We start from the raw sequence: 21,697 nt of genomic DNA on the forward strand, positions 1-21,697 counted from the left end.
GAAAAAATAAACCTCTTCTTTCTTTGCGGAAAATCTTCTTTGATTTACCACATCAATAAGAGCCATGAACCAGAAAACATAAGATGCTGTTTTCAGTTCATGGCTCTTACTGTTTAAAAACAGCAGAAAGAGATGCTTGCCGCATATGCGTCATCTGTTACTCATTTGAGAAGATTCGCGTGATACGCACATCTCTTTCACTGTTTTTCCATTAAAAGAATGGATTATTTATCGTCGCCATCGACTTCTTCGAAATCTGCATCTACGACATCATCCGCTCCGCCTTGAGCCGCTTCAGGATTTTCTTGTGCTTGTTGTTGTGCTGCTTGTTCGTACAATTTCACTGTAAGATTTTGTACGATTTCATTTAATTCATCGCGTTTTTGTTTCATTTCTTCGATGTTGTTTGCTTCGACAGCAGCTTTCAATTCGTCACGAGCAGCTTCTGCTTTTTTCACTTCTTCTGCGTCGACTTTGCCTTCTAATTCTTTCAATGTTTTGTCAACAGTGAATAGTAAAGCATCCACGTCATTACGCAAGTCTACTTCTTCTTTGCGTGCTTTATCTGCTTCAGCGTTTGCTTCTGCATCTTTCACCATACGTTCGATTTCGTCATCTGACAAACCTGAAGAAGATTTGATTGTGATTTTTTGTTCTTTTTGTGTACCTAGATCTTTGGCAGATACATTAACGATCCCGTTTTTATCGATATCGAAGGATACTTCGATTTGAGGGATTCCACGTGGTGCTGGCGGAATATCCGTTAATTGGAATCTTCCTAATGTTTTGTTGTCTGCAGCCATTGGACGTTCTCCTTGAAGAACATGGATGTCAACAGCTGGTTGGTTGTCCGCAGCAGTTGAAAAGACTTGTGATTTGCTTGTTGGGATCGTTGTGTTGCGGTCGATCAATTTAGTGAACACGCCGCCCATTGTTTCAATACCTAATGATAATGGTGTTACGTCAAGCAAGACAACATCTTTCACATCACCAGTGATAACGCCGCCTTGGATAGCAGCACCCATCGCTACAACTTCATCTGGGTTAACTGATTTATTTGGTTCTTTACCAGTTTCTTTACGTACTGCTTCAACAACAGCAGGAATACGTGTAGAACCGCCGACTAAGATCACTTCATCGATTTCAGATTGTGACAAGCCTGCATCTTTCAATGCTTGACGAACTGGGATTTTTGTACGTTCTACTAAATCAGCAGTCAATTCATCGAATTTCGCACGAGTCAATGTCATTTCCAAATGCAATGGTCCAGCTTCACCAGCAGTGATAAACGGCAAGCTGATTTGTGTGCTTGATACGCCTGATAGATCTTTTTTCGCTTTTTCAGCAGCATCTTTCAAACGTTGTAATGCCATTTTGTCTTGGCCAAGGTCAATGCCGTTTTCTTTTTTGAATTCAGCAACCATGTGATCAATGATTTTGTTGTCAAAGTCATCCCCACCTAGATGGTTATCTCCAGCTGTAGACAATACATCAAATACGCCGTCACCTAATTCAAGGATCGATACGTCAAAAGTACCTCCGCCCAAGTCAAAAACAAGGATTTTTTCGTCTTTGTCTGTTTTGTCTAAACCATAAGCTAACGCAGCTGCTGTTGGTTCGTTTACGATACGTTCAACTTCTAAGCCAGCGATTTTACCAGCATCTTTTGTTGCTTGGCGTTGTGCGTCGTTGAAGTAAGCAGGAACAGTAATAACTGCTTTTTCTACTTTTTCACCTAGATAATCTTCGGCAAAACCTTTGATGTATTGTAAGATCATTGCTGAGACTTCTTGTGGTGTATAGTTTTTGCCTTCTACTTCTACTTTGTAACCAGCTTCGCCGATATGGCGTTTGATAGATGAGATCGTGTTAGGATTTGTTACAGCTTGGCGTTTTGCCACTTCCCCAACTTGGATTTCGCCATTTTTGAATGATACAACAGAAGGTGTTGTACGGTTGCCTTCTGGATTTGCGATGATTTTTGCTTCGCCGCCTTCTAATACAGCAACAGCAGAGTTTGTTGTTCCTAAGTCAATACCAATAATTTTACTCATATGAACTATCTCCTTCACTTATCATTTGTTTCTATTATATTAAATATCTTAATGACTATTGTGCGACGATGACCATCGTCGGACGTAATACGCGATCGTGTAATTTATATCCTTCTTGCAATACTTCAACGATCGTTTCTGGTTGGATCTCGTCAGAAGCTGGGATCGTTTGGACTGCTTGGTGAAGATTTGGATCAAAGACTTCGCCTTTTGCAGCGATTTTCTCGATGCCTTCTTCTTTCAATGCTTGATTCAAACTTTCCAAGACCATTTCGACACCTTTTTTCAAGCTGCCGCCTTGTTCGTCTGAAACATCCGCTGCTAGTGCTCTTTCTAGATTATCGATCGCTGGCAGCAGTTTTTTCGCTAAATCTTGGGAACGGTATTTTTGAAGCTGTTCCCGTTCGTTTTTGCCGCGATTTGCCATATTAGCGATTTCCGCACGAGCGCGCAGGAATTTGTCTTCCATTTCATCTAATTCCATTTTCAACGTTTGGATCTCTGTCGCTTCTGCTTCAACTTCGGATACGCCAGAATCTTCTGCCGCTTCAGCATCGAAATCTGCTTCATCAACGATTTCTTTTTCTAATTCTTCTTTTTCCTTCACGATCTCGCCTTCCTTTCGTTTGTTTCAACCCGTCTTTAGTCAAATTTACTTGAACATACGGTTTTCATAGCTTCTCTCTTAAGAACCAGGCATGTCAAGCGAACGATAATATTCCTCCAGCTTGTTTGCTAGTTCTTTCCGATAAACATCAATCAGTCCAAACATTCGTGAATATGACATATTCGTCGGACCCAACAATGCAATTGTACCTCTTCCGTGGCCATCAATCTCGTAACTTGCTTGAATGATACTCATATCTTGCAAAAGATCATTTCCGATTTCCGAACCGATTTTGATATGGATATCGCTATCCATCGGTACGATGATCTGAGTCAATTCCGACCTGTCTTTCATGAAAGAATACATAGACTTGAATTGGTGCAGATCTTGGTAAGGCTCATAATCCAAAAGATTCATTTGCCCGCTCACATAGATTTTATCTTCAAATACCTGACCCAATATCGCATCAAATAATGAAGACATGCCATCTGTGGTTTGGAAATACTTATGCAGGATCATCGGGATCTCTGTCCTCAACTTATGGTACACGTTGACAAGCAGATCACCAACTAAACGATCATTGACGATACGAACGATTTTTTCTAAATCCTGACTGCCGAGAGCAGCAGGCAAAGTGTACACTTGGCTTTCTACATTTCCTCTGTCTGTAACGATCACCGCAATGATTTGTCGGTCATTTAAAGGAATGATGCGAAACCCTGTCAATCGCCGGTCTTTGATTTCCGGACCGGATGAAAAAGCAGTGTAACTTGTTAAATTTGATAAAATCTCTGCAGATTGTTTGATAATCTCATTGATTTCATGAAAATCTTTGCTTAAAGACTGTCGAATCGTTTGCAGATCATCTTTATTTACTCGAGCGGGCTCTAGTAAATTGTCCACATAGTAACGATAGCCTGCCGCAGAAGGAATCCTGCCTGAAGAAGAATGAGTTTTCAAAAGAAGCCCTTCTTCTTCCAGCGCCTTCATGTCATTCCGGATCGTTGCAGAACTTGCTTCGACTCCTTCAGCCATCAGCGCTTTAGAGCCAACAGGTACGCCGTTACTTGTATAGTTCTGGATGATCAGACGCAAGATATCTTTTTGTCGTTGCGTTAACATCTTCATCACCTCTCGTTAGCACTCCTGCCTTCTAAGTGCTAACCCATGTATAAATATAACAATACCTGTCATTATTGTCAAGAAAAAAACCACGCATTTTAGCACTCTATATAAAAGAGTGCTAATCCGTTTATTCTGCGTTTGATCCAAACTTATCCAAAGGTTCTTTTATAGTAAAAAACGCTCAAAAACATTGTTTCCTAAAAAGATTCCTTTTGGTGTCAGCAAGACATTTTCTTTGTCATTAATCAAAAGTTCTTCTTTTTCCAACTCTGCCAAAACATCGCCATATAATTCTTCTAACTCTGTCTGATATTTTTCGTAAAATCGCTGTTTTGAGACGCCTTCTTTTTTCCGCAGACCTAAAAACATTTCTTCTTCGATCTGATTTTTTCGAGATAATTCTTCAACTTCCAGTACAGGTAATTGGTTTTCCCGTAAAGGCTGCAAATAATGCTGGATCGGCCCCTTATTCCGGTATCTTCTATCTCCCAAATAACCGCTCGCTCCTGCACCAAATCCAAAATAATGTTCATTGTTCCAATACATCAGATTGTGTCTTGATTCATGGCCTTCTAAAGCAAAGTTGCTGATTTCATATTGATGGTGTCCGCTTTTTTCCATTGCTGCAATTGTTTCTTCAAACATCCTTGTTTCTGTTTCCTGGTCTGGAAGCTCCAAGCGTCCTTGTCTCACCCAGTTCATGAACATCGTCTTATTTTCAAGGATCAGCGAATACAGTGAATAATGAGGCAAATCAAGTTCAAGGGCTCTTGTTAACGTGTCCCGATAGCCTTCTAATGTTTGCCCTGGCAATGCATAGATCAAATCGATACTTACATTCGAAAAGTTTTCTGCTTCTAGAAAGGACATTGTTTGGTAGACATCTTCTGCAGTATGTTTCCGTCCAATTTTCTTTAACAACTTGTTGTCAAATGTCTGTACTCCCATCGACAAACGATTAACACCATAGTTTTTCATTACTTGCAATTTTTCTCTCGTCAAATCACCTGGGTTTGCTTCTACAGTAAATTCTTTTACCGCTGGATTAAAAGGCAAGCGTTCGCGAACCCCCGCTAACAATTTATCTAGTTGTGCCGCTGACAAAGAAGTTGGCGTACCGCCGCCCACATACAATGTTTCTAAAGCATCGACTGCCATATTTTCTTTTGATAATTCGATTTCCTTCAATAACATTTCGATATATTCATCTATCGGCTGACCTTCCAAAAATACTTTATTGAAGTCACAGTAATAGCAAATATGCTCACAAAACGGGATATGGATATACGCAGAAAGCTTGCTTCCTGTGTATTTGGTTGAATCTTTCATTTGTTTTCGTTCTCCTTACGTCGAAAAGTCGTACCGATTTTCGACCACTCTTATATACGCATACTAAACGTATTTGGCAAACAAATCCACTAAAAAATCCAAGAATCGACTTCTTGGATCACTTTTTCTTTTGTTGCACTGGACACCTGATTGTAAATTTCCAGGGTTGTTTTCATATTAGAATGGCCGACACGATCCATGATGGCTTTGATGGGGACGCCAGCTTCAGCCAGGAGAGAAATATGTGTGTAGCGAAAAGTATGCGTAGTAACATGCTTATTAAACGCAGGATATTTTTCTCTTAAGATATCTTTCACACATTTCACAGGTTTTTTATTGCTACCACGTCCATTCATAAACTCATTAAACGAATGATAAACGACTGGCGTACCATTTTGTGTTTGGAAAATCGTAGTTGAGAAAAGAAATTGTTCAGAAGCCCTCACTTTTTTGTGATAAGAAGTCTGGTTCTTTCGCTGATACGTCTTTATAAAAGTTCCTTTTTCTCTTTGTTTCATCTCTTTTTGTCTCGCTTCATTTATTGTTTAACTTAACTTTTTTCCATATAGAAGATGCATCTTCAAAAATACCGCTATCAAGCAGCCTATAATCAAGAATTATACCTTGATATTCATTCTCCATCAGGCGCTCCCAAAAAATATCTTGCGTTTTTTCATCTTTAAGTTGAAAAAACGAAATTTCAATATTATAAGATTCATTCTGCAAATTATCTACGTACTCTTCCAAATCAAAAAATGGTCCATACCGTGCATCAGATTCATCATCAATATATACGATATTAATTGTTTTTAAGTTCATCAATAATTCCCCCTAGTAAAGTAACTTCTATTTCAAAACCAGGATTCCCTACATCAGATACTATTTGTTTTTTTCCGTTTAAACTTTCTACAATAGAGCTTAGAATCCACATACCCATACCGGTGCCTTGATTTCCTCCCCCATATGATTTATAAGGTTCAAAAATATCTTTTTTATTCTTTATTTTTTCATCTAGTCCTATTCCGTTATCTTTATAAATAATTTTTATCTTATCAGCAGTTTCCAACGATAGGTTTACATCAATTTTACGTTTGTTAATTTTACCTTTTTCGAAACTTTTATGAGTATTGGAAAGAAGATTCAAAAATATGCAGTCTAATTGTTGTTCATCGCCATAAACAAAAAACTTATTTAGTTCTGGCGATAGCTTACTAAAGTCCGTTTCATTATTAATTACATACGTATATTCGTTGTAGTTGTCTCTTATAGAATTAGACCACCATTCAAATATTTGTATAATATAAGGAACAATTTGTATACTTTTCTTTTTGGCTTTCTTAGGTTTCTTAATGGCACTTTCAATAAAACTAAGCACACTATTGTTTTTTCTTTCAACAGATTCGGAAAAATCAAAAATATTCAAGTCACTTTTAATTTTATCAAAATCTACTCCAAAATCGTCCCTGTAGAAATTCCCCATTTTTTTCAATATTTTTGAAGAATTTCTAAAAAATAATCTATCGTTTTTTATTTGATGAGCGAAAGTAGACATAATAATTCCTTGTGTAGCAAGTATTCTTAACATATCTGTTTCACTTATTAAAGAATCATTTTTTTCTAAGGTGGTGTCAGACAATATGGTTCCAAATCTTTGACATATTTCACGCCATTCAACCGAATACTGGATTTTACCATTTCTTCTTGGATGACCCATTCGCAAAATGGTTCTACTTGGACAAATAATGGATCTTCATGTTTCTGCAAAGGAACGATTCGGTCAACTGCTGCGTCAGGAAAACCAATCATTGCTGATAAGTAATCAGGATAACGGCAGTATTTTTCTACTTCTTTTTTTAAGAATGTTGACCCGCCAATCATGTTCTCACAAGCAATCACATCTAGTTTCTGAGTATTGTTTGCTTCTTGGCGCTGATCGATTCCTTTGGCGATAAGTTCCGCAATATGCGGGAGGATGACTGGCCCAATCGCTGTTGTGACAAGGTCTGCTTCCTTGATTGCTTTAATCACTTTTTCGGGTTCTGATTGATTATTCACACCAGAAACATGCTGGATTTGAAGTTGTTTTTTGGTTTCATCTGCTCGTTCGATCATATAAGATTTTCGTTGTTTCAATGCATTGATTACTTTGGGATCGATATCGACAAAGAGAATCTCAAAGCCGTTTGCAGCTAAAATCTCCCCAATAAATCCTCTGCCAATATTTCCTGCGCCAAAATGGACTGCTTTCATGTTTTCTGCCTCCTTACGCCGCTGTTAGCGAGCGAGTGATTTCTTCTTTGCTCAACGCATCTGCTAATTCCACCACGTTATCGATATCGCTGCAAAAAAGAGCGATTTGTTGGACTAGCTGCAAATGTTCTTCCCCTAAGCCAGCGATCCCAAACAAAACAGTAACGATTTTTTCTTCGCCCTCTTTCCCGAAATCGATACCGTCTGGAACTTGAACCATACATATACCCGATTTTTTGACATATTTTTTTGCTTCTTCTGTCCCGTGAGGAATTGCGATGAAGTTTCCCATGTATACAGATAATGCATTGTCTCTTTCGATCATTGCTTCGATATATTCAGGTTCGACACAGCCAGCTTGAACTAACTTTTCTCCGCAATATCGGATAGCTTCTTCTTTATTGGTAAAATTTTTGTCCAATTCAATCATTTCTTTTGTCAATAATTCCATACTCATCAGCCTCTTTCCTTCGATTTTTTGATCATTGCCACGATTTTTTGATAATTTGATGTTCGCAGCAAATCGTCCATAGGCAGGTGTACTGCTTCTGGTGCTGCGGCTTGCACTTGTTCTGCCAGCTCTGTTTTCGTTACTACAAGTGTTGATGCATTTGCTTTCAGATCATCGATATGAATCTGCTTGAGCGGAAAAAACAACGATTCTTTTTTCAATAAATCTTGAAAGATTTTTTTGGCCATTGTGGTTGAACCTTTTCGATCATCATGTGTAAAAATGATTTCATTTACTGATTCAGCATACTGGTTGATGGTCTCATTTATTGGAATAACAGATTGTTTTTCTTGTGTTTTTGACTGGTTTTTCCCTGATAGCGAAGCAATGATCTCGTCATATTTTGGTGAATGCAGGAAATTTTCCACAGCAGCAAAGGTTGCATTTGGTGCTTTTTGTTTCGCTCGTTCTTGCAATTCTTCTTGTGTAACGATCAATGTATGCGGGACATCTTTTAAATTATTGATAGCAGAATTCGTGATGCTTTGAGGCAGATTAGCTGCTTTCAATTTTTTACGAAGGATTGCAGCTCCCATCGCACTTGATCCCATCCCAGCATCGCATGCAAAAATGATATGCTTGATGTCTTTTAGATTTGTTGTTGGCTGCAGAGATGCTTTTGCTTCTATTTTTGCTTGCTGCGTCTCTTTGACTTTTGCTTCAAAATCGTCTTCTATCGTGTCTTTCACATCGGCTTTTAAAATCAACGAAGCTGTGGCAAACGAAACTGCAGCGCCTACTGTGATCCCGGCAATAACAGAAAACACATCCATTGCGGAATTCATTGGTGTCATCGCTAAAATCGCAAGAATCGACCCTGGAGAAGCTGGTGCTCGAAGTCCGGCACCAAGCAGTTGAAAAATAAAACTTCCAGAAACACCACCTGCTATCACCGATAAAAACAGCAGCGGTTTCATCATGACATAGGGAAAATAAATTTCATGGATTCCCCCAATAAAATGGATGATCATGGCTCCAGGGGCAGAAGATTTTGCTGCGCCTTTACCAAATAACGTGAAAGCAAGCAGGACACCTAGACCGGGGCCCGGATTTGCTTCCAGCAAGTACAAAATCGATTTTCCGAATTCATTGACTTGTTCTGTCCCAAGCGGTGTCAAGATACCATGATTGATCGCATTGTTCAGAAACAGGATCTTTGCAGGTTCGATAAAGATATTTGCTAATGGAATCAAATGCGCGTTGATGATGGCCGCGACACCGGATGCCATGGCTTCTGTCAGCATATTCACTACTGGACCGATAGCTGCAAAACCTAATAACGCTAGAGCAAAGCCAATCAGTCCCGAAGAAAAGTTATTGACCAGCATCTCAAAACCGGGACGGATCTTTTCTTGAAAAAACTGATCGAATTTCTTGATGGCATATCCGCCTAATGGACCCATGATCATGGCCCCTAAAAGCATTGGAATGTCAGAACCCACGATCACACCCATGGTAGCAATTGCTCCTACGACAGCACCTCGCTGATCCGCAATCACTTTCCCTCCTGTATAACCAATCAACAGCGGAATCAGATAGGTCAGCATTGGTCCAACCATTTCTGCCAGTGCTTCATTTGGAAGATACCCGTCTGGAATAAACAATGCTGTCAATACGCCCCAAGCAATCAAAGCTCCGATATTCGGCATAACCATACTTGAAAGGGTGCTTCCTAACTTTTGGACTTTTGCTTTTAGTGTTTTTTTCTGTGTGATCTTTGCTTCCATTTTTACTCCCCCTTTGTTTTATCTGATTTCATTGTATGCGCTTTCTTTACATAAAAAAAGAAGAGCTTTGGCACGAAAGTTTGTGCCAAAGCTGATGTACTGTTTATTAAAATGATTATTCTCTCTTCTTTCGAATAAATAGCGATTCTTTAAAGTCAAACACTCTTTTAACTGTTACTTTTTCACTTCTTCAATCAGCAAAGAGGCTAACAATTGATAGAGGATTTGCTGGTTTCCTGAATTAAAAATCTCGGTATTCAAATCATTTATGATGATAGAACTGCTTATTTTTCCTAATATCCTGCTCGTATTTTCGTCGAGCGGTGCAGGTGCCAGCATCACTAGCAGACGTTTGACAGTTATCGGCCGTTTGTCCATCGCAAGCATTTCGAATGATTGCACTAAATCGAAAACGCGAAAAACAGGTCTCAAGATTTCTTTACTTGAGGCATGAAATAAAGCAAATTGTGTCTCCGGAATACCAATTGGTGCCTGGTAGGAGCGTTGCAGCAGCTTTTCGGCGACTATTTCTTTTTCACAGACGAGGTCATTTTCAAAAAAAGTCATTACCTGATGCAAAGTCTCAGACAAATCAGGCGGATTTTGGATTGTTTGAACACTCAGCAACGCTAAAAGCTGATTGATTTCCTCAAGAAATTCAAGCGTTTCACCATAATTTGCCGCTGCTGCTTCTTTTTTCTGGATCGTGCGTTTTTTCTGACTGATGTTTTTGAAACTTTCTTTTAATTCTCTGATTTCGTCCGTCAGAAGCATTGGAGATACTAATTTGTATTTTCCTGTATAGCCAGGTAATAAGGCAGTCGAAACCACTAAGTCATAGTTTTCTTCAATGTTCAACCGATGGATATCTCCTACGCGGAAGAAATTGATTTCATTGATAAAAGGAAAATGTTTTCTCAGCTGGATCTCGAGCAAATGAAGAGAAGCCAGACCACTTGGCGAAATTCCAGCAATATTGATTTCCATTACTTTTGGATGCTTCTCCAAGGAATTGGCAAAATGCAAGACCATGTATGCCACTTCTTCTTGAGAAAATGTTTGTTCTGGAAAAACTTTCGGCAAGGTTCGCTGGATCGAAGAAGCAATTTCTGTATATTGTTCCATGATTTTTTCAAGGATCGGATTTCTTAAAACTGTTTCTTCAAAAACAGCACGGGCAAGCACCCCGGAGATATGAGTTAATAAGAGCTTATACAGTTTTGCATCTTCGTAAAAAGCAACTTCAGCTTCTTCGCTCACCTCTTCGATCATTCGTTTGACACGGTACGCTAAGTCAGGATCAAAATTTTCTTCAAAAAAATCCCGATCAAACGAATTGGCTAAATTCCCCATCAAGACTGCAAAAAAGGTGATTTCTTTAATTGAGTACAGCTGTCTAGTCTCTTTACCGATCGCATAAAAAATCTTTTTAGAGACTTTTAAAAGTTCTTTATTAACGGCAAGAGGGTAAGTTTCTTCTTCCAAAGAAACACCAGCTTCGACACGATCCATTGCTAATGTGAGTATAGTAATGATAAATACCAATTTCCGATCACTTAAATCGGCAAACTCAGGTTCTGAACGTTCTTGGATCAGTTGTTGCGCAAAAAGAAAATGTTCATGATCAAGAAACCGAAAAAAGACTTGTTCCTGTTCGCTGTGTTTGTCGCGATGAAAAAAACGATATTCATTGACTTCAGAGACAAAAAGATTGGCGATCAGTAAGCGCCTGGCTTTTTCGGACCCTTCAATGATATATCCTCGATTGCGGACGATCGACAAAGATAACCGAGAAATTTTTTCTTCCAACTGTTTGAGATCCGAAAAAAATGTCGTCTGGCTTATTTGATAAGCAGCCATAAAATATTCAGCAGAGATTGGTCTCATCGCCAAAAGCATCTCGATAAGTATAGCATGCTGCCGTTCTTGGACAGCGAATTCTTTTGATAAATTTTGAGCAGCGAGTTTCTTCAACTTTTCTTGAACAGCTGTATCTGCTGAAAGCTTGAATTTTCCTCGTCCGCTTTTTACAATACTCGTATCAAAAGATTGTAACGAGGTCTCCAAGTTGGCTAACTCTCGATAAACGGTCCGCTTGCTGACTTTTAGAAGATCCATCATATGGACCAAGGAAACCGGCTCTGTGTGTTCCAGCAATTCATTTAATATAAGTGTTTCCCTCTGAGTTAAAAGCATAAGAACCTCCTGTTAGTTTTTCAGCTTTTCAACTAATCGGCGATATTCTTCTTTATCCAAAAAGTTTTTTAATAGATATTTCTCCATCTGCGGTACTTTTTTCTCTGCCCGCTCGTTCATTTCGTGTTGGATAACAAGTAATGTTTTGCTGCCCTCTTCCACTTGTTCAAGAGCTCGGTAATAAACAGGGAGATCCATGGATTCGGCGGCAAGCATCTGTTGGAGTAAACTGGCACCGATTGCGCTAGTCGCAATTCCTGAATCACAGGCGACGATAATCTCATTTATTTTCAAAATCCTCTCTCCTTTTAAAGCGATTTCTTTTTTATGATACCGAATTACACAGAAAAAACAAGAGACCGCAAAAAAACTGTACAGGATGAGCTGGCTCCTACGCTCACTCTGCACAGTTTTTGATCTATTCTTTTGTTGTTTCTGCTTTCCCATGATAAACCGTAATATGGCATGGCAAAATCTCTACGTCAATTGGCAGTGGATCGCCTTCGTCTCCATCAACATTTGTTGAAAGCTCTCCTTCTTCTAACTCGATTCTTCCTTTTCTAAACGTCAAATACTCTAAATTTTCTGTGGAAGCATCGATTCCTTTCAGCAAATCAGGGATTGCTTTGATCGAATCAAGCAGGGATTGATCTTTGAGATAAACAAAATGTAATTTTCCGTCTGCAGTTTCTGCTTCCGGGAATAGCGTCTCGAACCCGCCGATGGAATTCGTCAAACCAATCAATAGTGTACTGCTTTCGATTTTTCGTTCTTCTCCATCCAGCACGATGTTGAAATGATAGGTTTTTGCTTTGGCCAAATGCTTGATTCCAGAAACAAAATAAGCGAGTTTGCCTAATTTGGTTTTTTGTTCAGGATCAACGTTATTGATAGATTCAGGAATTGTTCCAACCGCTACGACGTTCATAAAATAATCCTGGTTTACTTTGCCGATATCAATCGCTTCTTTCTGATCAATATCTAGTTGTGCAATGGCTTCTTCTGGATCAAGAGGTAAATGCAGCGCTCGCGCTAAATCATTGACCGTCCCCAACGGAAAGAAGCCAAAATTCGGCTTGTGAGGCTGTTCGGCGATACCGCTGATTCCTTCGTTGACGGTACCATCGCCTCCCATGACAAAAACGCTGTCGTATTGTTGTTCTGCTGCTTCACGGGCAAACTTTTTAGCGTCTCCGCCTTTTTCAGTATGTTTTACTTCGACTTCATCAAACAATTCTGTTAATTTCGTTCTAGCATGTTCTTCGTATTCTTTTGCTTTTTCTCCGCCTGAACTTGGATTTACAACTAATAGTACTTTTTTCAATCATTCCCGCTCCTTTTTCTTCCTTTTCTTTCAGTATAGAGAAGTTCAAAATTTCTGGCTATTTTCATGCTTCTTTTCCCAGCTTCTTATACAGATTGATTTACTTTCTGCCACATTCGTCCTAGAATAAATGAAACAAGGAATGGAGGGTTTTGATGGAGAAAGAGAGAAAACCGTTTACGGTAGATCATGTAGGAAGTTTTTTGCGTCCAGAACGACTAAAGGAAGCGAGACAAAGATTTTCTGAAAACAGATTAACTGAAAATGAATTAAGAAGTATCGAAAACGAAGAAATCAAAAAATTAGTAGACAAACAGAAAGCTGCGGGGTTAAAAGGGATCACAGATGGCGAGTTCCGCCGCGGTTTCTGGCATATCGACTTTTTAGAAAATCTGCAAGGCGTGGAAGGCTATGTTCCTTCAACTGGTTATAATCAAAAATTCCATGGAAAAGCAGCGCCAGCTTACAATATCCGCGTAGTAGATAAACTATCTTTTAACGAAGAGCATCCTTTTTTTGAAGATTTTCTTTATTTGAAAGAGCTAGTCGAAACAGAACCTGCATACACAGCAAAAGCAACGATTCCTAGTCCAACGATGCTGCTTCGCCAAGAGTTGTTGGCAAACATCGGCGACTCCAATATCCATGAAATCTATCCTGATATCGAAGAATTTTTTGCTGACTTAGCGGATGTTTACCAGCAGACAGTGGCGAAGTTTTATGAACTAGGCTGCCGCTATCTTCAATTTGATGATACAAACTGGGCATTCTTGGCGGATGCGAACAAACAAGAAGAATTAAAAGAACGAGGAATTGATCCGAAAGCTGTTGCTGCTATCTGTACCTCGATCATCAATGGTGCATTAGAAAACAAACCCGATGATTTGACGGTCACGACACATATCTGTCGCGGCAACCATGCTTCTTCTTGGCTGTTTTCCGGTGGATACGAACCGATTGCAGAAGAATTGTTTGCCACAAATTATGATGGCTACTTTTTAGAATATGACTCTGATCGTGCAGGTGATTTTGCGCCTTTACGCTACTGGTCTGGAGATAAAAAAGTCGTTTTAGGTTTAGTAACTTCAAAATTCCCAGAGTTAGAAGATCCTGAAAGTGTGAAACAGCGAATTGCGGAGGCAGCAGAATACATTCCTCTTTCTCACTTATCTATTAGTCCGCAATGCGGTTTTGCTTCTACGGAAGAAGGAAATAAATTAACAGAAGAACAGCAATGGCAAAAAATCCAGCTTCTTCATGAAATCGCACAGGATGTTTGGGCTTAAAAATCATTTAAAATGTTAGAGAAATCCCCAGAAGCTTTCAACCGCAGATTATGGTCTGTGTTGAAACTGCTCCTGGGGATTCTTTTAGATTATTTTGTTTTTTTCTTGTAGATATACCCTGCGAAAAGCACCAAACAACCGATTCCTAAAACCGGCAGCATCGTACTTCTCACTGCATTTGTTTTGGGAAGTGCTGTACGATCGTTGTTCGTTGGCTTGGGCTCTTTTTCTGGATGTTCGTTGTTCTCTTGATTATTTGGATCATCAGCTGCATCATCTGGTGCTGGTTCAGGTGTTGGCGCTGATTCTTTGTTTTCTTCTTGAACCCGGATTTCTCGTTCTTGAAGAATCGTTTCTTCGGCGACTTGCCAATTTTGACCATCGTATACTTCCATTTTATAACTCACTTCAAGTGCATAGGCACCTGCTGTTGGCGCTTTGGTTTCCGCTGTTGGGGGTGTTGTATCAAATGTTCCTTTTTGATTTGTATTTTTGATTTGCCAATCCATGGGTGTATAGCGGGCATCTCCTGTTATCGCTTCGCCGTGTTCTGCATAAGGAGTAAAGACAGCTACACCAAAGCGCAGCGAGCCGTTTTCAACGATATTCTCTTCTGCTTGTTCTTCTTGGCCATTTGCTGCAATAATATGGATTGGATTATTTTCTTGTGTCGGGCGTGTCTGGACGGGTCCGCGTTCTTCCGCTAACTCAAATTCAGGATACTCAGAAGAAGGCGAAGTTTGCCCATCAAAATTTGCCCCTACTGTTCGATGGAGTGTCTGTTCATTGACTGTTTCGCTGCGGTATTCCTCTTTGACCTGCATCAATCCGTGTACATTGATACTACCATTTTCATAACGAGTGATAGGTTCACTTTCAGCTCTTGTCTTCTCCCCAGCAGATAACGAAACAAACCAGTCTTCTTTGAGTTGATAGCCTAAACTATTTTCAGAAATCTGGACATTTTCGTTCCAATAGTAATTTAAAGGTCCATAAATTTGTGTTTCGTCTTGGTTTATTGGTCGAATCTGCTCGCGTACGCCAAGATCTTCTGTCCGAAAAGATAGTACCCCTTCTGCGTTAAAATCAGTTTGAGGCGCAGATGACGTATAGAAAGCGACATTATAAGATTGATTATTGAAACTTGAACTGCTTTTAACAAAAATATTGGTCCCGCTGTTTGAGTCGATCCCTTTTGCAAGATTCTCAAAAGCCAAACTGTTGATAAGTTCATGGGCGCCCGGCATGGAAGAACCGCCCATTTTAAATCCATTTCCGTTCCCGGTACCTTCTTTTCCAGGAACCCAGCCGTTTCTGTATGCCACAGAATTTTTGATCACGACTTTTCCGATGGGTCCATTTTCGTTTCTGGCAAATAAGTCCCAGCCGTCATCAGCATTATGATAAGCGATACATCCGTCGAAAACATTTCCTTCGCCTACCGTCAATTTTGCTGCAAAACCGTCTGCATCTTCAAATCCAGGATCGGCATTCTCAAAGGAAGTACAGTTTTTTACCATATTGTTTGCTGGCCATTCCTCAAAAGGGTCTGCGGAGCGCCCGCTGATTTGGATACCAGTATTGCCGTTTCTGTATGCATGGATATCTTCTATCCAATTCTCACTGCCAGAAACTTGCAATCCTTGCCGCATCGGTGCAGTGTTGGTCACATCGAAGCCTCGCATGATCCAATGATTTCCCCAATGTGTCAATCCGCTGCCTCGTCCATTAAAGTCTAGTACCGGCCGTTTATTTTCTCTATTATCTGCAATCAATTTTATTGGATTTTCGTTTGTCCCATCCACACCGCTTGCAATCATCAACCCCTCATCCATCAAATACGTACCGCCAGCCAAAACAATAGTCTGTCCAGAAATAGCATAACGAAGTGCTTGTCTTAAAGACAGCGGATTTTGTCTGCTCCCCGTACCAGAATCCTGTCCTTCTGGTGTTACATAAACAGTCATATATCTAGGCGCTGCAAAGTGAACAGAATGTTTGATTTCACGGGTATCATAATCCGCCATGACCGTATAGTCTTCTGGCGGGAAATTCGGATCAGGGGTGAAAGCGAAGATAAAGTTGTTTTCGCCTGGTATCAAAGAGGTCTCAAACGAAACTTCCCGATTTGCTGTAACACTGATTGCTTCTGCGCCATCCAGCAAAGCGCCATCCGCTGTTTTGATGTTTAATAAACCGTCCGCATTTGCTCGAAAGCGAAGTTCGTGAGAAGAGCTGCCTGTTTGTTCTCTAGAAGTCACCGTATAGACAGGTTCGATCACTCTGTTTGGCCGTTCTTTGGCGGGAGGGTCAGTTGCTGGGTCTGTGTAAGTCAAATCGATATCTGTCACTTTGATCGTCATATTTCGTGCAGCTGCAAATCCTAGATAGACTTGATCACTTTCAGATTGATACAGTTTTTCCCAGTCGTACATAATCTCCGAAGCAAGCTCCTCACCTGTTTCAAGGTCATAATAATAGGCTTCAAGCCCAGTATTCGTTTTTTTCATTTCTAGGCGGAAAGTCGTAAGGTCATCTGTGGCTGGAAAAAGATTCCCGTTCCCATTTCCCATGATATTGTAAGAACCAGATTCTTTTCCTTTTTCGCCGGCAGAGGTCTCAAAAGTAGTAGTCGTCGTTGACACACTTCCAGTTGGCGGTGCTAATTCTGGCTGGCCTGTTGGTACGCCGGTGATGGTCCTTGATCCTAAACCAAGACGCATTGTATAATTTGTGCCATTTCCATTCGTTACTTCCTGATTTTCGGCATTCCAAGTATATTGTATCCTGCTGCCTAAAATAGAAAAGGAGTTAGAGAAAAAAGCGCGGCCAAAACTGTTTTCTGCTGGTACAGAATCACGAAGCATCACGGCGAATCCTTCTTGTCCGTTTGTATATGTCCAAGATTCGACATCGATTTGTGCGCTTAGCCGAAAATTCACATCTTTAGGTACTTGCTGATAATAATAAGTCAGTCCGTCTGAACCGCTTGCTTGGAATTTGCCGCCATTTTGTGTAGAAGACAATCGGACGCCATTCTCTAACGGTTCAACGCTGAATCGATTGGCATTTGTACTTTCACCAAATACCACACTTTGCCAAGAACCGACTTCCAGATTTTCTGATTTCATTTCAGGCTGATCTTCTTGTTTTTGAACTTCGGAGTCATTCTTTTCTTCCAAATTGTTCACGTGTGCATTTTCATTAAAAATCGTTGCTCCTCCTGTGATTGTTTCGGCAAAAGCGGCAGACGGGGTTCCTAAAAGTGACACAATAGATAGAATCGATAGGCTTTTTGCAATAACTTTACTCAAACTCGGTTCCTCCTGTGTATTTTTTGTTAACGCTTACAAAATAATTTTCCCATACATATTTCTTTGGGTCAATACAAAACTTTGTTATTAAAAGAGGTTGCAGCAAAAGTTTTCGTCCTTTTGCCGCAACCTCTATCTGTTTATTTTTGCTCATTCAGGTGTTTCTTTAACTTTCTTCTTCGATCAGATCAATAACTTTCATCAACCGCGTTAGATTCGAGCGTTCGCTTTCTCCCAAGGTTCGTTCGATATAAGCAATCGTATCTGTTAGTTTTGGGATCGTCATGTATTCTAAAGCGTTCACACGTCTTCTCGTCTTTTCGATTTCATCGGCCATCAGCTGACAGGTTTTTTCGATTTCAGCAAGCTGAAGCATCAATGGCAAAATGGTATCCAAATGTCTTAAAGAAAGATCGAGCTCGCTTGTGGTACTGGCAAATCCGTAAGAAAAGACATCTTCTGAGCGTTCTTCTTCATACACTTCATTCATGACAGGAACGTCCATATTCATGATGGTTTTATGCTGGATATCCAAAGAGATCTGATTCAAGGGAATGGCAAAAGCTTCTTGGAGCACATGGTCTGGTATACTGCTTGAAGCTAGCACATATTCCCTCATTCCCTCTTCCATCGCTTGTTCCATACGGATTCTGAATTCTTGATTTTGTTTGATCAGCCGAATAAATTGGCGGACAAGCTCGTCTTGTTTGTCTTTCAAAAGTTTATGACCTCTTGTTGCCGTCTCTAATCTCTTTTTGAGCCTGCTGAGTTCCATTCTTGTCGGATTGACATTCATGATTGCCATTCAGCCATCTCCTCTTCAGACGGAAGATACTCATCGATATACGATTCCTTGATTCGGCTCAATTCTTCTCTTGGCAATGTTGCCAAAAGCTTCCAGCCTAAATCTAATGTCTCTTCGATCGTCCGATTGGTATAGAATCCCTGATTGATATAATGTTTTTCAAAAAGATCAGCAAAGCGGGCGAACTTTTTATCTACATCAGATAAGGCAGATTCGCCCAAAACGATCGAAAGTTCTTTGGCTGCTTTTCCATCCGCATATGCTGCATAGATTTGATTCATCGTTGCAGCGTGGTCTTTTCTTGTTTTACCTTCACCTGTTCCTTTATCTTTCAGCCGCGACAGGCTTGGCAGGATATTGATGGGCGGATTGATATTCCGTTTGTCCAGCTCTCTTGAAAGGATGATCTGCCCTTCTGTTATGTAGCCGGTCAAATCAGGGATCGGATGCGTTTTGTCATCATCTGGCATCGTCAATATCGGGATCTGGGTAATTGATCCTTCTTTCCCCATCAATCTTCCGGCTCTTTCATATAAAGTCGCTAGGTTCGTGTAAAGATATCCTGGATACCCGCGCCGTCCCGGAATTTCTCGTCTGGCTGCTGAAATCTCACGCAGCGCTTCACAGTAGTTGGTCATGTCCGTCATGATCACCAATACATGCATGTCTTTTTCAAATGCTAAGTACTCTGCGGCTGTCAAGGCAACTCTTGGCGTAGCAATCCGTTCAATCGCTGGGTCATTTGCTAGGTTCAAGAATAAAATCGATCGGTCTAGTGCACCTGTTTTACGAAATTCTTCAATAAAAAATTCTGATTCTTCAAAAGGGATTCCGATTGCTGCAAAAACAATCGCAAAATTGCCTTCTTGTCCAGGCACTGTCGCTTGACGCGCGATTTGCGCAGCAATTTCTTTATGGGGAAGTCCAGAGGCAGAAAAAATCGGTAATTTTTGGCCGCGGACTAAAGTGTTCAAATGGTCGATTGCTGAAATTCCCGTTTGGATAAATTCATCAGGAAAATCCCGTGCCATTGGATTGATCGATTCTCCATTTACATCGAGTCTTTTTTCTGGGATGATTTTCGGTCCATCATCTTTCGGCTGGCCCAGTCCATCAAATACTCGACCTAACATATCCGGAGATACGCCTAATGTCAGCCCATTTCCTAAAAAACGAACGCGGCTTTCTTCTGCGCCTAGATTGCTGGTACCTTCAAAAATCTGGATCACCGCTTTGTCTTCAGAGATTTCTAACACTTGTCCTCTTCTCAGTTCGCCATTTTCTGAACGAATCTCTACCAACTCATCGTATTTGACTCCTTCAACATTTTCGACCATCATCAAGGGACCGACAATGTCTGATACGGAACGATATTCTTTTAACATTAACTCATTCCTCCTTTTTCGATGATGCTGTGGATCGTTTCTTTGATTTCTCGGCTGATTGCGTCAAATGTACCGATATCATCTTCAGGGATATATTTGCTACGGGCAATTCTTTCGCGCAGTTTAACTGTCCCTTTGACGATTTCATCTAGATATGTACCTAAACGAATCGCTTTTTGCATTTCTTGATTCAAAGACAGAATATTCGTCAGCATCTTGAACTGTTTGATGCGGGAAGTATACGTATCCACATCATCAAAAGCATTTTGCTGCAAATAATCTTGTCTTAGCGAACGGGCTGTCAGCATGGTGATCCGATCTTTTTGTGATAATGAATCAATACCTACCAGCTGGACGATTTCTTCCAAGCGATTTTCTTCCTGCAAGATCGACATTGCTTCTGTGACTTGTTTTGACCACTCGCTGCCCAATACTTCATCTAAGTAAGCATTCATCTCATCTTCATATAACGAATATGACGTCAGCCAATCAATGGCCGGAAAATGCCGTTTTTGTGCCAACAAACTATCCAACGCCCAAAAGACTTTGACGATCCTTAACGTGTTTTGAGTCACTGGTTCTGAAATATCGCCTCCAGCCGGTGAAACAGCGCCGATTGCTGTAATACTGCCTTCTCTTGGTTCGCTTCCCAATGAACGGAAACGTCCTGCTCGTTCGTAATATTCTGCGATTCGACTGCCTAAATAAGCAGGGTAACCTTCATCCCCCGGAATCTCTTGCAGACGTCCGCTCATTTCTCTTAAAGCTTCTGCCCAGCGTGAAGTAGAATCAGCCATGATTGCTACACTGTAGCCCATATCACGGTAGTATTCGGCAATCGTGATCCCTGTATAGATCGAAGCTTCCCGTGCTGCTACCGGCATATTCGATGTATTCGCAATCAATACAGTTCGTTCCATGATCGATTCACCGGTTTGCGGATCGATTAATTCAGGAAATTCATTGATGACATCTTTCATCTCGTTTCCTCGTTCGCCGCAGCCGACATAGACAACGATATCTACATCTGCCCATTTTGCGATTTGATGCTGAACGACCGTTTTCCCAGCACCGAAAGGACCAGGAACAGCGGCTGAACCGCCTTTTGCAACAGGGAAAAAGGTATCGATGACACGCTGTCCAGTGACTAAGGGTTCACCAGGCTTCAATTTGGTTTGGAACGGTCTCGGCACACGCACCGGCCATCGTTGAAGCATAGGGATCTTTTTTTCGCCTTCTTTTGTCTCTAAAATACACACAGGTTCAGTAATTGTATAATTGCCGGCATAGATTTCCTTGATGGTTCCTGAAACGTTTGCTGGGATCATTACTCGATGTTCAATTGCTTTTGTTTCTTGGACCACGCCGATCACATCACCGGCCTCAACGACTTCACCCGCTGTTTTTTTCGGTACGAATGTCCATTTTTTTTGCCAATCTAATGGATCGATCGTGACCCCGCGTTCTAAAAAGTCGCTTTCTGTCTGAGCCATAAATTTATCTAATGGGCGCTGGATACCGTCAAACATCTGAGAAAGCAAGCCTGGTGCTAAATCAACAGATAACGGACGCCCAGTTGTTTCTACGATTTCGCCAGGACCGATACCTGCTGTTTCTTCATACACCTGGATCGATGCTGTTCCTTTTTTCAATTCGATGATCTCACCAATCAGCCCTTTTTCGCTGACTTTGCAGATTTCATGTATTTTCGCACCTTGAAGTCCGCGCGCAGTAACTAATGGTCCAGAAACTTTTGTGATTGTTCCTATTGCCAAAAAATCTCC

17 protein-coding genes and 1 pseudogene are annotated in these 21,697 nt (G+C 40.7%); 1 reads left to right on the forward strand and 17 read right to left on the reverse strand.

Going from position 1 to position 21,697, the window contains the following annotated elements:
• Positions 1-224: 224 nt before the first annotated feature.
• The 13 genes and pseudogenes from dnaK to IGI64_RS07040 form a co-directional block, all read right to left on the reverse strand.
• Positions 225-2,054 (reverse strand): molecular chaperone DnaK, encoded by a 1,830-nt coding sequence (gene dnaK / locus IGI64_RS06980; protein ID WP_034862581.1) that lies wholly within the window; start codon positions 2,052-2,054, stop codon positions 225-227.
• 55 nt (positions 2,055-2,109) lie between these two features.
• Positions 2,110-2,661, reverse strand: a complete 552-nt coding sequence (gene grpE, locus IGI64_RS06985; RefSeq protein WP_429940000.1) for a nucleotide exchange factor GrpE — start codon at positions 2,659-2,661, stop codon at positions 2,110-2,112.
• A gap of 78 nt (positions 2,662-2,739) precedes the next feature.
• Positions 2,740-3,783, reverse strand: a complete 1,044-nt coding sequence (gene hrcA, locus IGI64_RS06990) for a heat-inducible transcriptional repressor HrcA (RefSeq protein WP_034862576.1) — start codon at positions 3,781-3,783, stop codon at positions 2,740-2,742.
• A 168-nt stretch (positions 3,784-3,951) separates the two neighbouring features.
• Positions 3,952-5,115, reverse strand: a complete 1,164-nt coding sequence (gene hemW / locus IGI64_RS06995) for a radical SAM family heme chaperone HemW (protein ID WP_429940001.1) — start codon at positions 5,113-5,115, stop codon at positions 3,952-3,954.
• Between the two features lie 89 nt (positions 5,116-5,204).
• Positions 5,205-5,633 (reverse strand): tyrosine-type recombinase/integrase, encoded by a 429-nt coding sequence (locus tag IGI64_RS07000; RefSeq protein ID WP_429940002.1) that lies wholly within the window; start codon positions 5,631-5,633, stop codon positions 5,205-5,207.
• A gap of 16 nt (positions 5,634-5,649) precedes the next feature.
• Complete coding sequence (locus tag IGI64_RS07005; protein WP_429940003.1) at positions 5,650-5,934, reverse strand: hypothetical protein; 285 nt, start codon at positions 5,932-5,934, stop codon at positions 5,650-5,652.
• Positions 5,915-6,829 (reverse strand): ATP-binding protein, encoded by a 915-nt coding sequence (locus tag IGI64_RS07010; RefSeq protein ID WP_429940004.1) that lies wholly within the window; start codon positions 6,827-6,829, stop codon positions 5,915-5,917. The genes IGI64_RS07005 and IGI64_RS07010 overlap by 20 nt, the downstream gene beginning before the upstream one ends.
• Positions 6,751-7,365 (reverse strand): annotated as a pseudogene (locus IGI64_RS07015) (3-hydroxyacyl-CoA dehydrogenase NAD-binding domain-containing protein); the annotation flags it as partial. The gene IGI64_RS07010 and the pseudogene IGI64_RS07015, both read right to left, overlap by 79 nt.
• Positions 7,366-7,378: 13 nt before the next feature.
• Positions 7,379-7,816 carry a PTS sugar transporter subunit IIA gene (locus tag IGI64_RS07020; protein ID WP_034863299.1) on the reverse strand — a complete coding sequence of 146 codons (438 nt, stop codon included), beginning with the start codon at positions 7,814-7,816 and terminating at the stop codon, positions 7,379-7,381.
• Between the two features lie 5 nt (positions 7,817-7,821).
• A complete protein-coding gene (locus IGI64_RS07025) occupies positions 7,822-9,603 on the reverse strand; it encodes a PTS mannitol transporter subunit IICBA (protein WP_429940005.1) in 1,782 nt (593 codons plus the stop codon).
• A 174-nt stretch (positions 9,604-9,777) separates the two neighbouring features.
• Positions 9,778-11,799 carry a BglG family transcription antiterminator gene (locus IGI64_RS07030; RefSeq protein ID WP_430596441.1) on the reverse strand — a complete coding sequence of 674 codons (2,022 nt, stop codon included), beginning with the start codon at positions 11,797-11,799 and terminating at the stop codon, positions 9,778-9,780.
• Between the two features lie 12 nt (positions 11,800-11,811).
• Positions 11,812-12,093 carry a hypothetical protein gene (locus IGI64_RS07035; protein WP_429940007.1) on the reverse strand — a complete coding sequence of 94 codons (282 nt, stop codon included), beginning with the start codon at positions 12,091-12,093 and terminating at the stop codon, positions 11,812-11,814.
• Between the two features lie 124 nt (positions 12,094-12,217).
• On the reverse strand, positions 12,218-13,123 hold the full coding sequence (locus IGI64_RS07040) for a diacylglycerol/lipid kinase family protein (protein ID WP_429940008.1): 906 nt from the start codon (positions 13,121-13,123) through the stop codon (positions 12,218-12,220).
• Positions 13,124-13,278: 155 nt separating this feature from the next.
• On the opposite strand from IGI64_RS07040, the gene IGI64_RS07045 reads away from it, so the two are divergent.
• The gene (locus IGI64_RS07045; protein WP_429940009.1) at positions 13,279-14,409 is read left to right on the forward strand and encodes a 5-methyltetrahydropteroyltriglutamate--homocysteine S-methyltransferase; all 1,131 of its coding nucleotides are present in this window, start codon (positions 13,279-13,281) and stop codon (positions 14,407-14,409) included.
• An 89-nt stretch (positions 14,410-14,498) separates the two neighbouring features.
• Here the strand turns inward: IGI64_RS07045 and IGI64_RS07050 are convergent, their stop codons facing one another.
• From IGI64_RS07050 to IGI64_RS07065, 4 genes are all read right to left on the reverse strand, one after another.
• Complete coding sequence (locus IGI64_RS07050; RefSeq protein WP_429940010.1) at positions 14,499-17,723, reverse strand: right-handed parallel beta-helix repeat-containing protein; 3,225 nt, start codon at positions 17,721-17,723, stop codon at positions 14,499-14,501.
• 166 nt (positions 17,724-17,889) lie between these two features.
• A complete protein-coding gene (locus IGI64_RS07055; RefSeq protein WP_429940011.1) occupies positions 17,890-18,528 on the reverse strand; it encodes a V-type ATP synthase subunit D in 639 nt (212 codons plus the stop codon).
• Complete coding sequence (locus IGI64_RS07060; protein ID WP_016625652.1) at positions 18,516-19,913, reverse strand: V-type ATP synthase subunit B; 1,398 nt, start codon at positions 19,911-19,913, stop codon at positions 18,516-18,518. The genes IGI64_RS07055 and IGI64_RS07060 overlap by 13 nt, the downstream gene beginning before the upstream one ends.
• A complete protein-coding gene (locus IGI64_RS07065) occupies positions 19,913-21,688 on the reverse strand; it encodes a V-type ATP synthase subunit A (RefSeq protein WP_034863295.1) in 1,776 nt (591 codons plus the stop codon). The genes IGI64_RS07060 and IGI64_RS07065 overlap by 1 nt, the downstream gene beginning before the upstream one ends.
• Positions 21,689-21,697 lie beyond the last annotated feature (9 nt).

The organism is Enterococcus sp. DIV0210g (genome assembly GCF_050559705.1).
Lineage (GTDB): Bacteria > Bacillota > Bacilli > Lactobacillales > Enterococcaceae > Enterococcus_B > Enterococcus_B faecalis_A.

What these genes read in the sequence shown, in the direction of transcription:
- IGI64_RS07005 (WP_429940003.1), bottom strand. Translation starts at nt 5,934, where the DNA reads ATGAACTTAAAAACAATTAATATCGTATATATTGATGATGAATCTGAT.
- IGI64_RS07055 (WP_429940011.1), bottom strand. Translation starts at nt 18,528, where the DNA reads ATGGCAATCATGAATGTCAATCCGACAAGAATGGAACTCAGCAGGCTC.
- IGI64_RS07030 (WP_430596441.1), bottom strand. Translation starts at nt 11,799, where the DNA reads ATGCTTTTAACTCAGAGGGAAACACTTATATTAAATGAATTGCTGGAA.
- IGI64_RS07045 (WP_429940009.1), top strand. Translation starts at nt 13,279, where the DNA reads ATGGAGAAAGAGAGAAAACCGTTTACGGTAGATCATGTAGGAAGTTTT.
- hrcA (WP_034862576.1), bottom strand. Translation starts at nt 3,783, where the DNA reads ATGTTAACGCAACGACAAAAAGATATCTTGCGTCTGATCATCCAGAAC.
- IGI64_RS07025 (WP_429940005.1), bottom strand. Translation starts at nt 9,603, where the DNA reads ATGGAAGCAAAGATCACACAGAAAAAAACACTAAAAGCAAAAGTCCAA.
- IGI64_RS07020 (WP_034863299.1), bottom strand. Translation starts at nt 7,816, where the DNA reads ATGGAATTATTGACAAAAGAAATGATTGAATTGGACAAAAATTTTACC.
- IGI64_RS07010 (WP_429940004.1), bottom strand. Translation starts at nt 6,829, where the DNA reads ATGGGTCATCCAAGAAGAAATGGTAAAATCCAGTATTCGGTTGAATGG.
- IGI64_RS07060 (WP_016625652.1), bottom strand. Translation starts at nt 19,913, where the DNA reads ATGTTAAAAGAATATCGTTCCGTATCAGACATTGTCGGTCCCTTGATG.
- dnaK (WP_034862581.1), bottom strand. Translation starts at nt 2,054, where the DNA reads ATGAGTAAAATTATTGGTATTGACTTAGGAACAACAAACTCTGCTGTT.
- hemW (WP_429940001.1), bottom strand. Translation starts at nt 5,115, where the DNA reads ATGAAAGATTCAACCAAATACACAGGAAGCAAGCTTTCTGCGTATATC.
- IGI64_RS07000 (WP_429940002.1), bottom strand. Translation starts at nt 5,633, where the DNA reads ATGAAACAAAGAGAAAAAGGAACTTTTATAAAGACGTATCAGCGAAAG.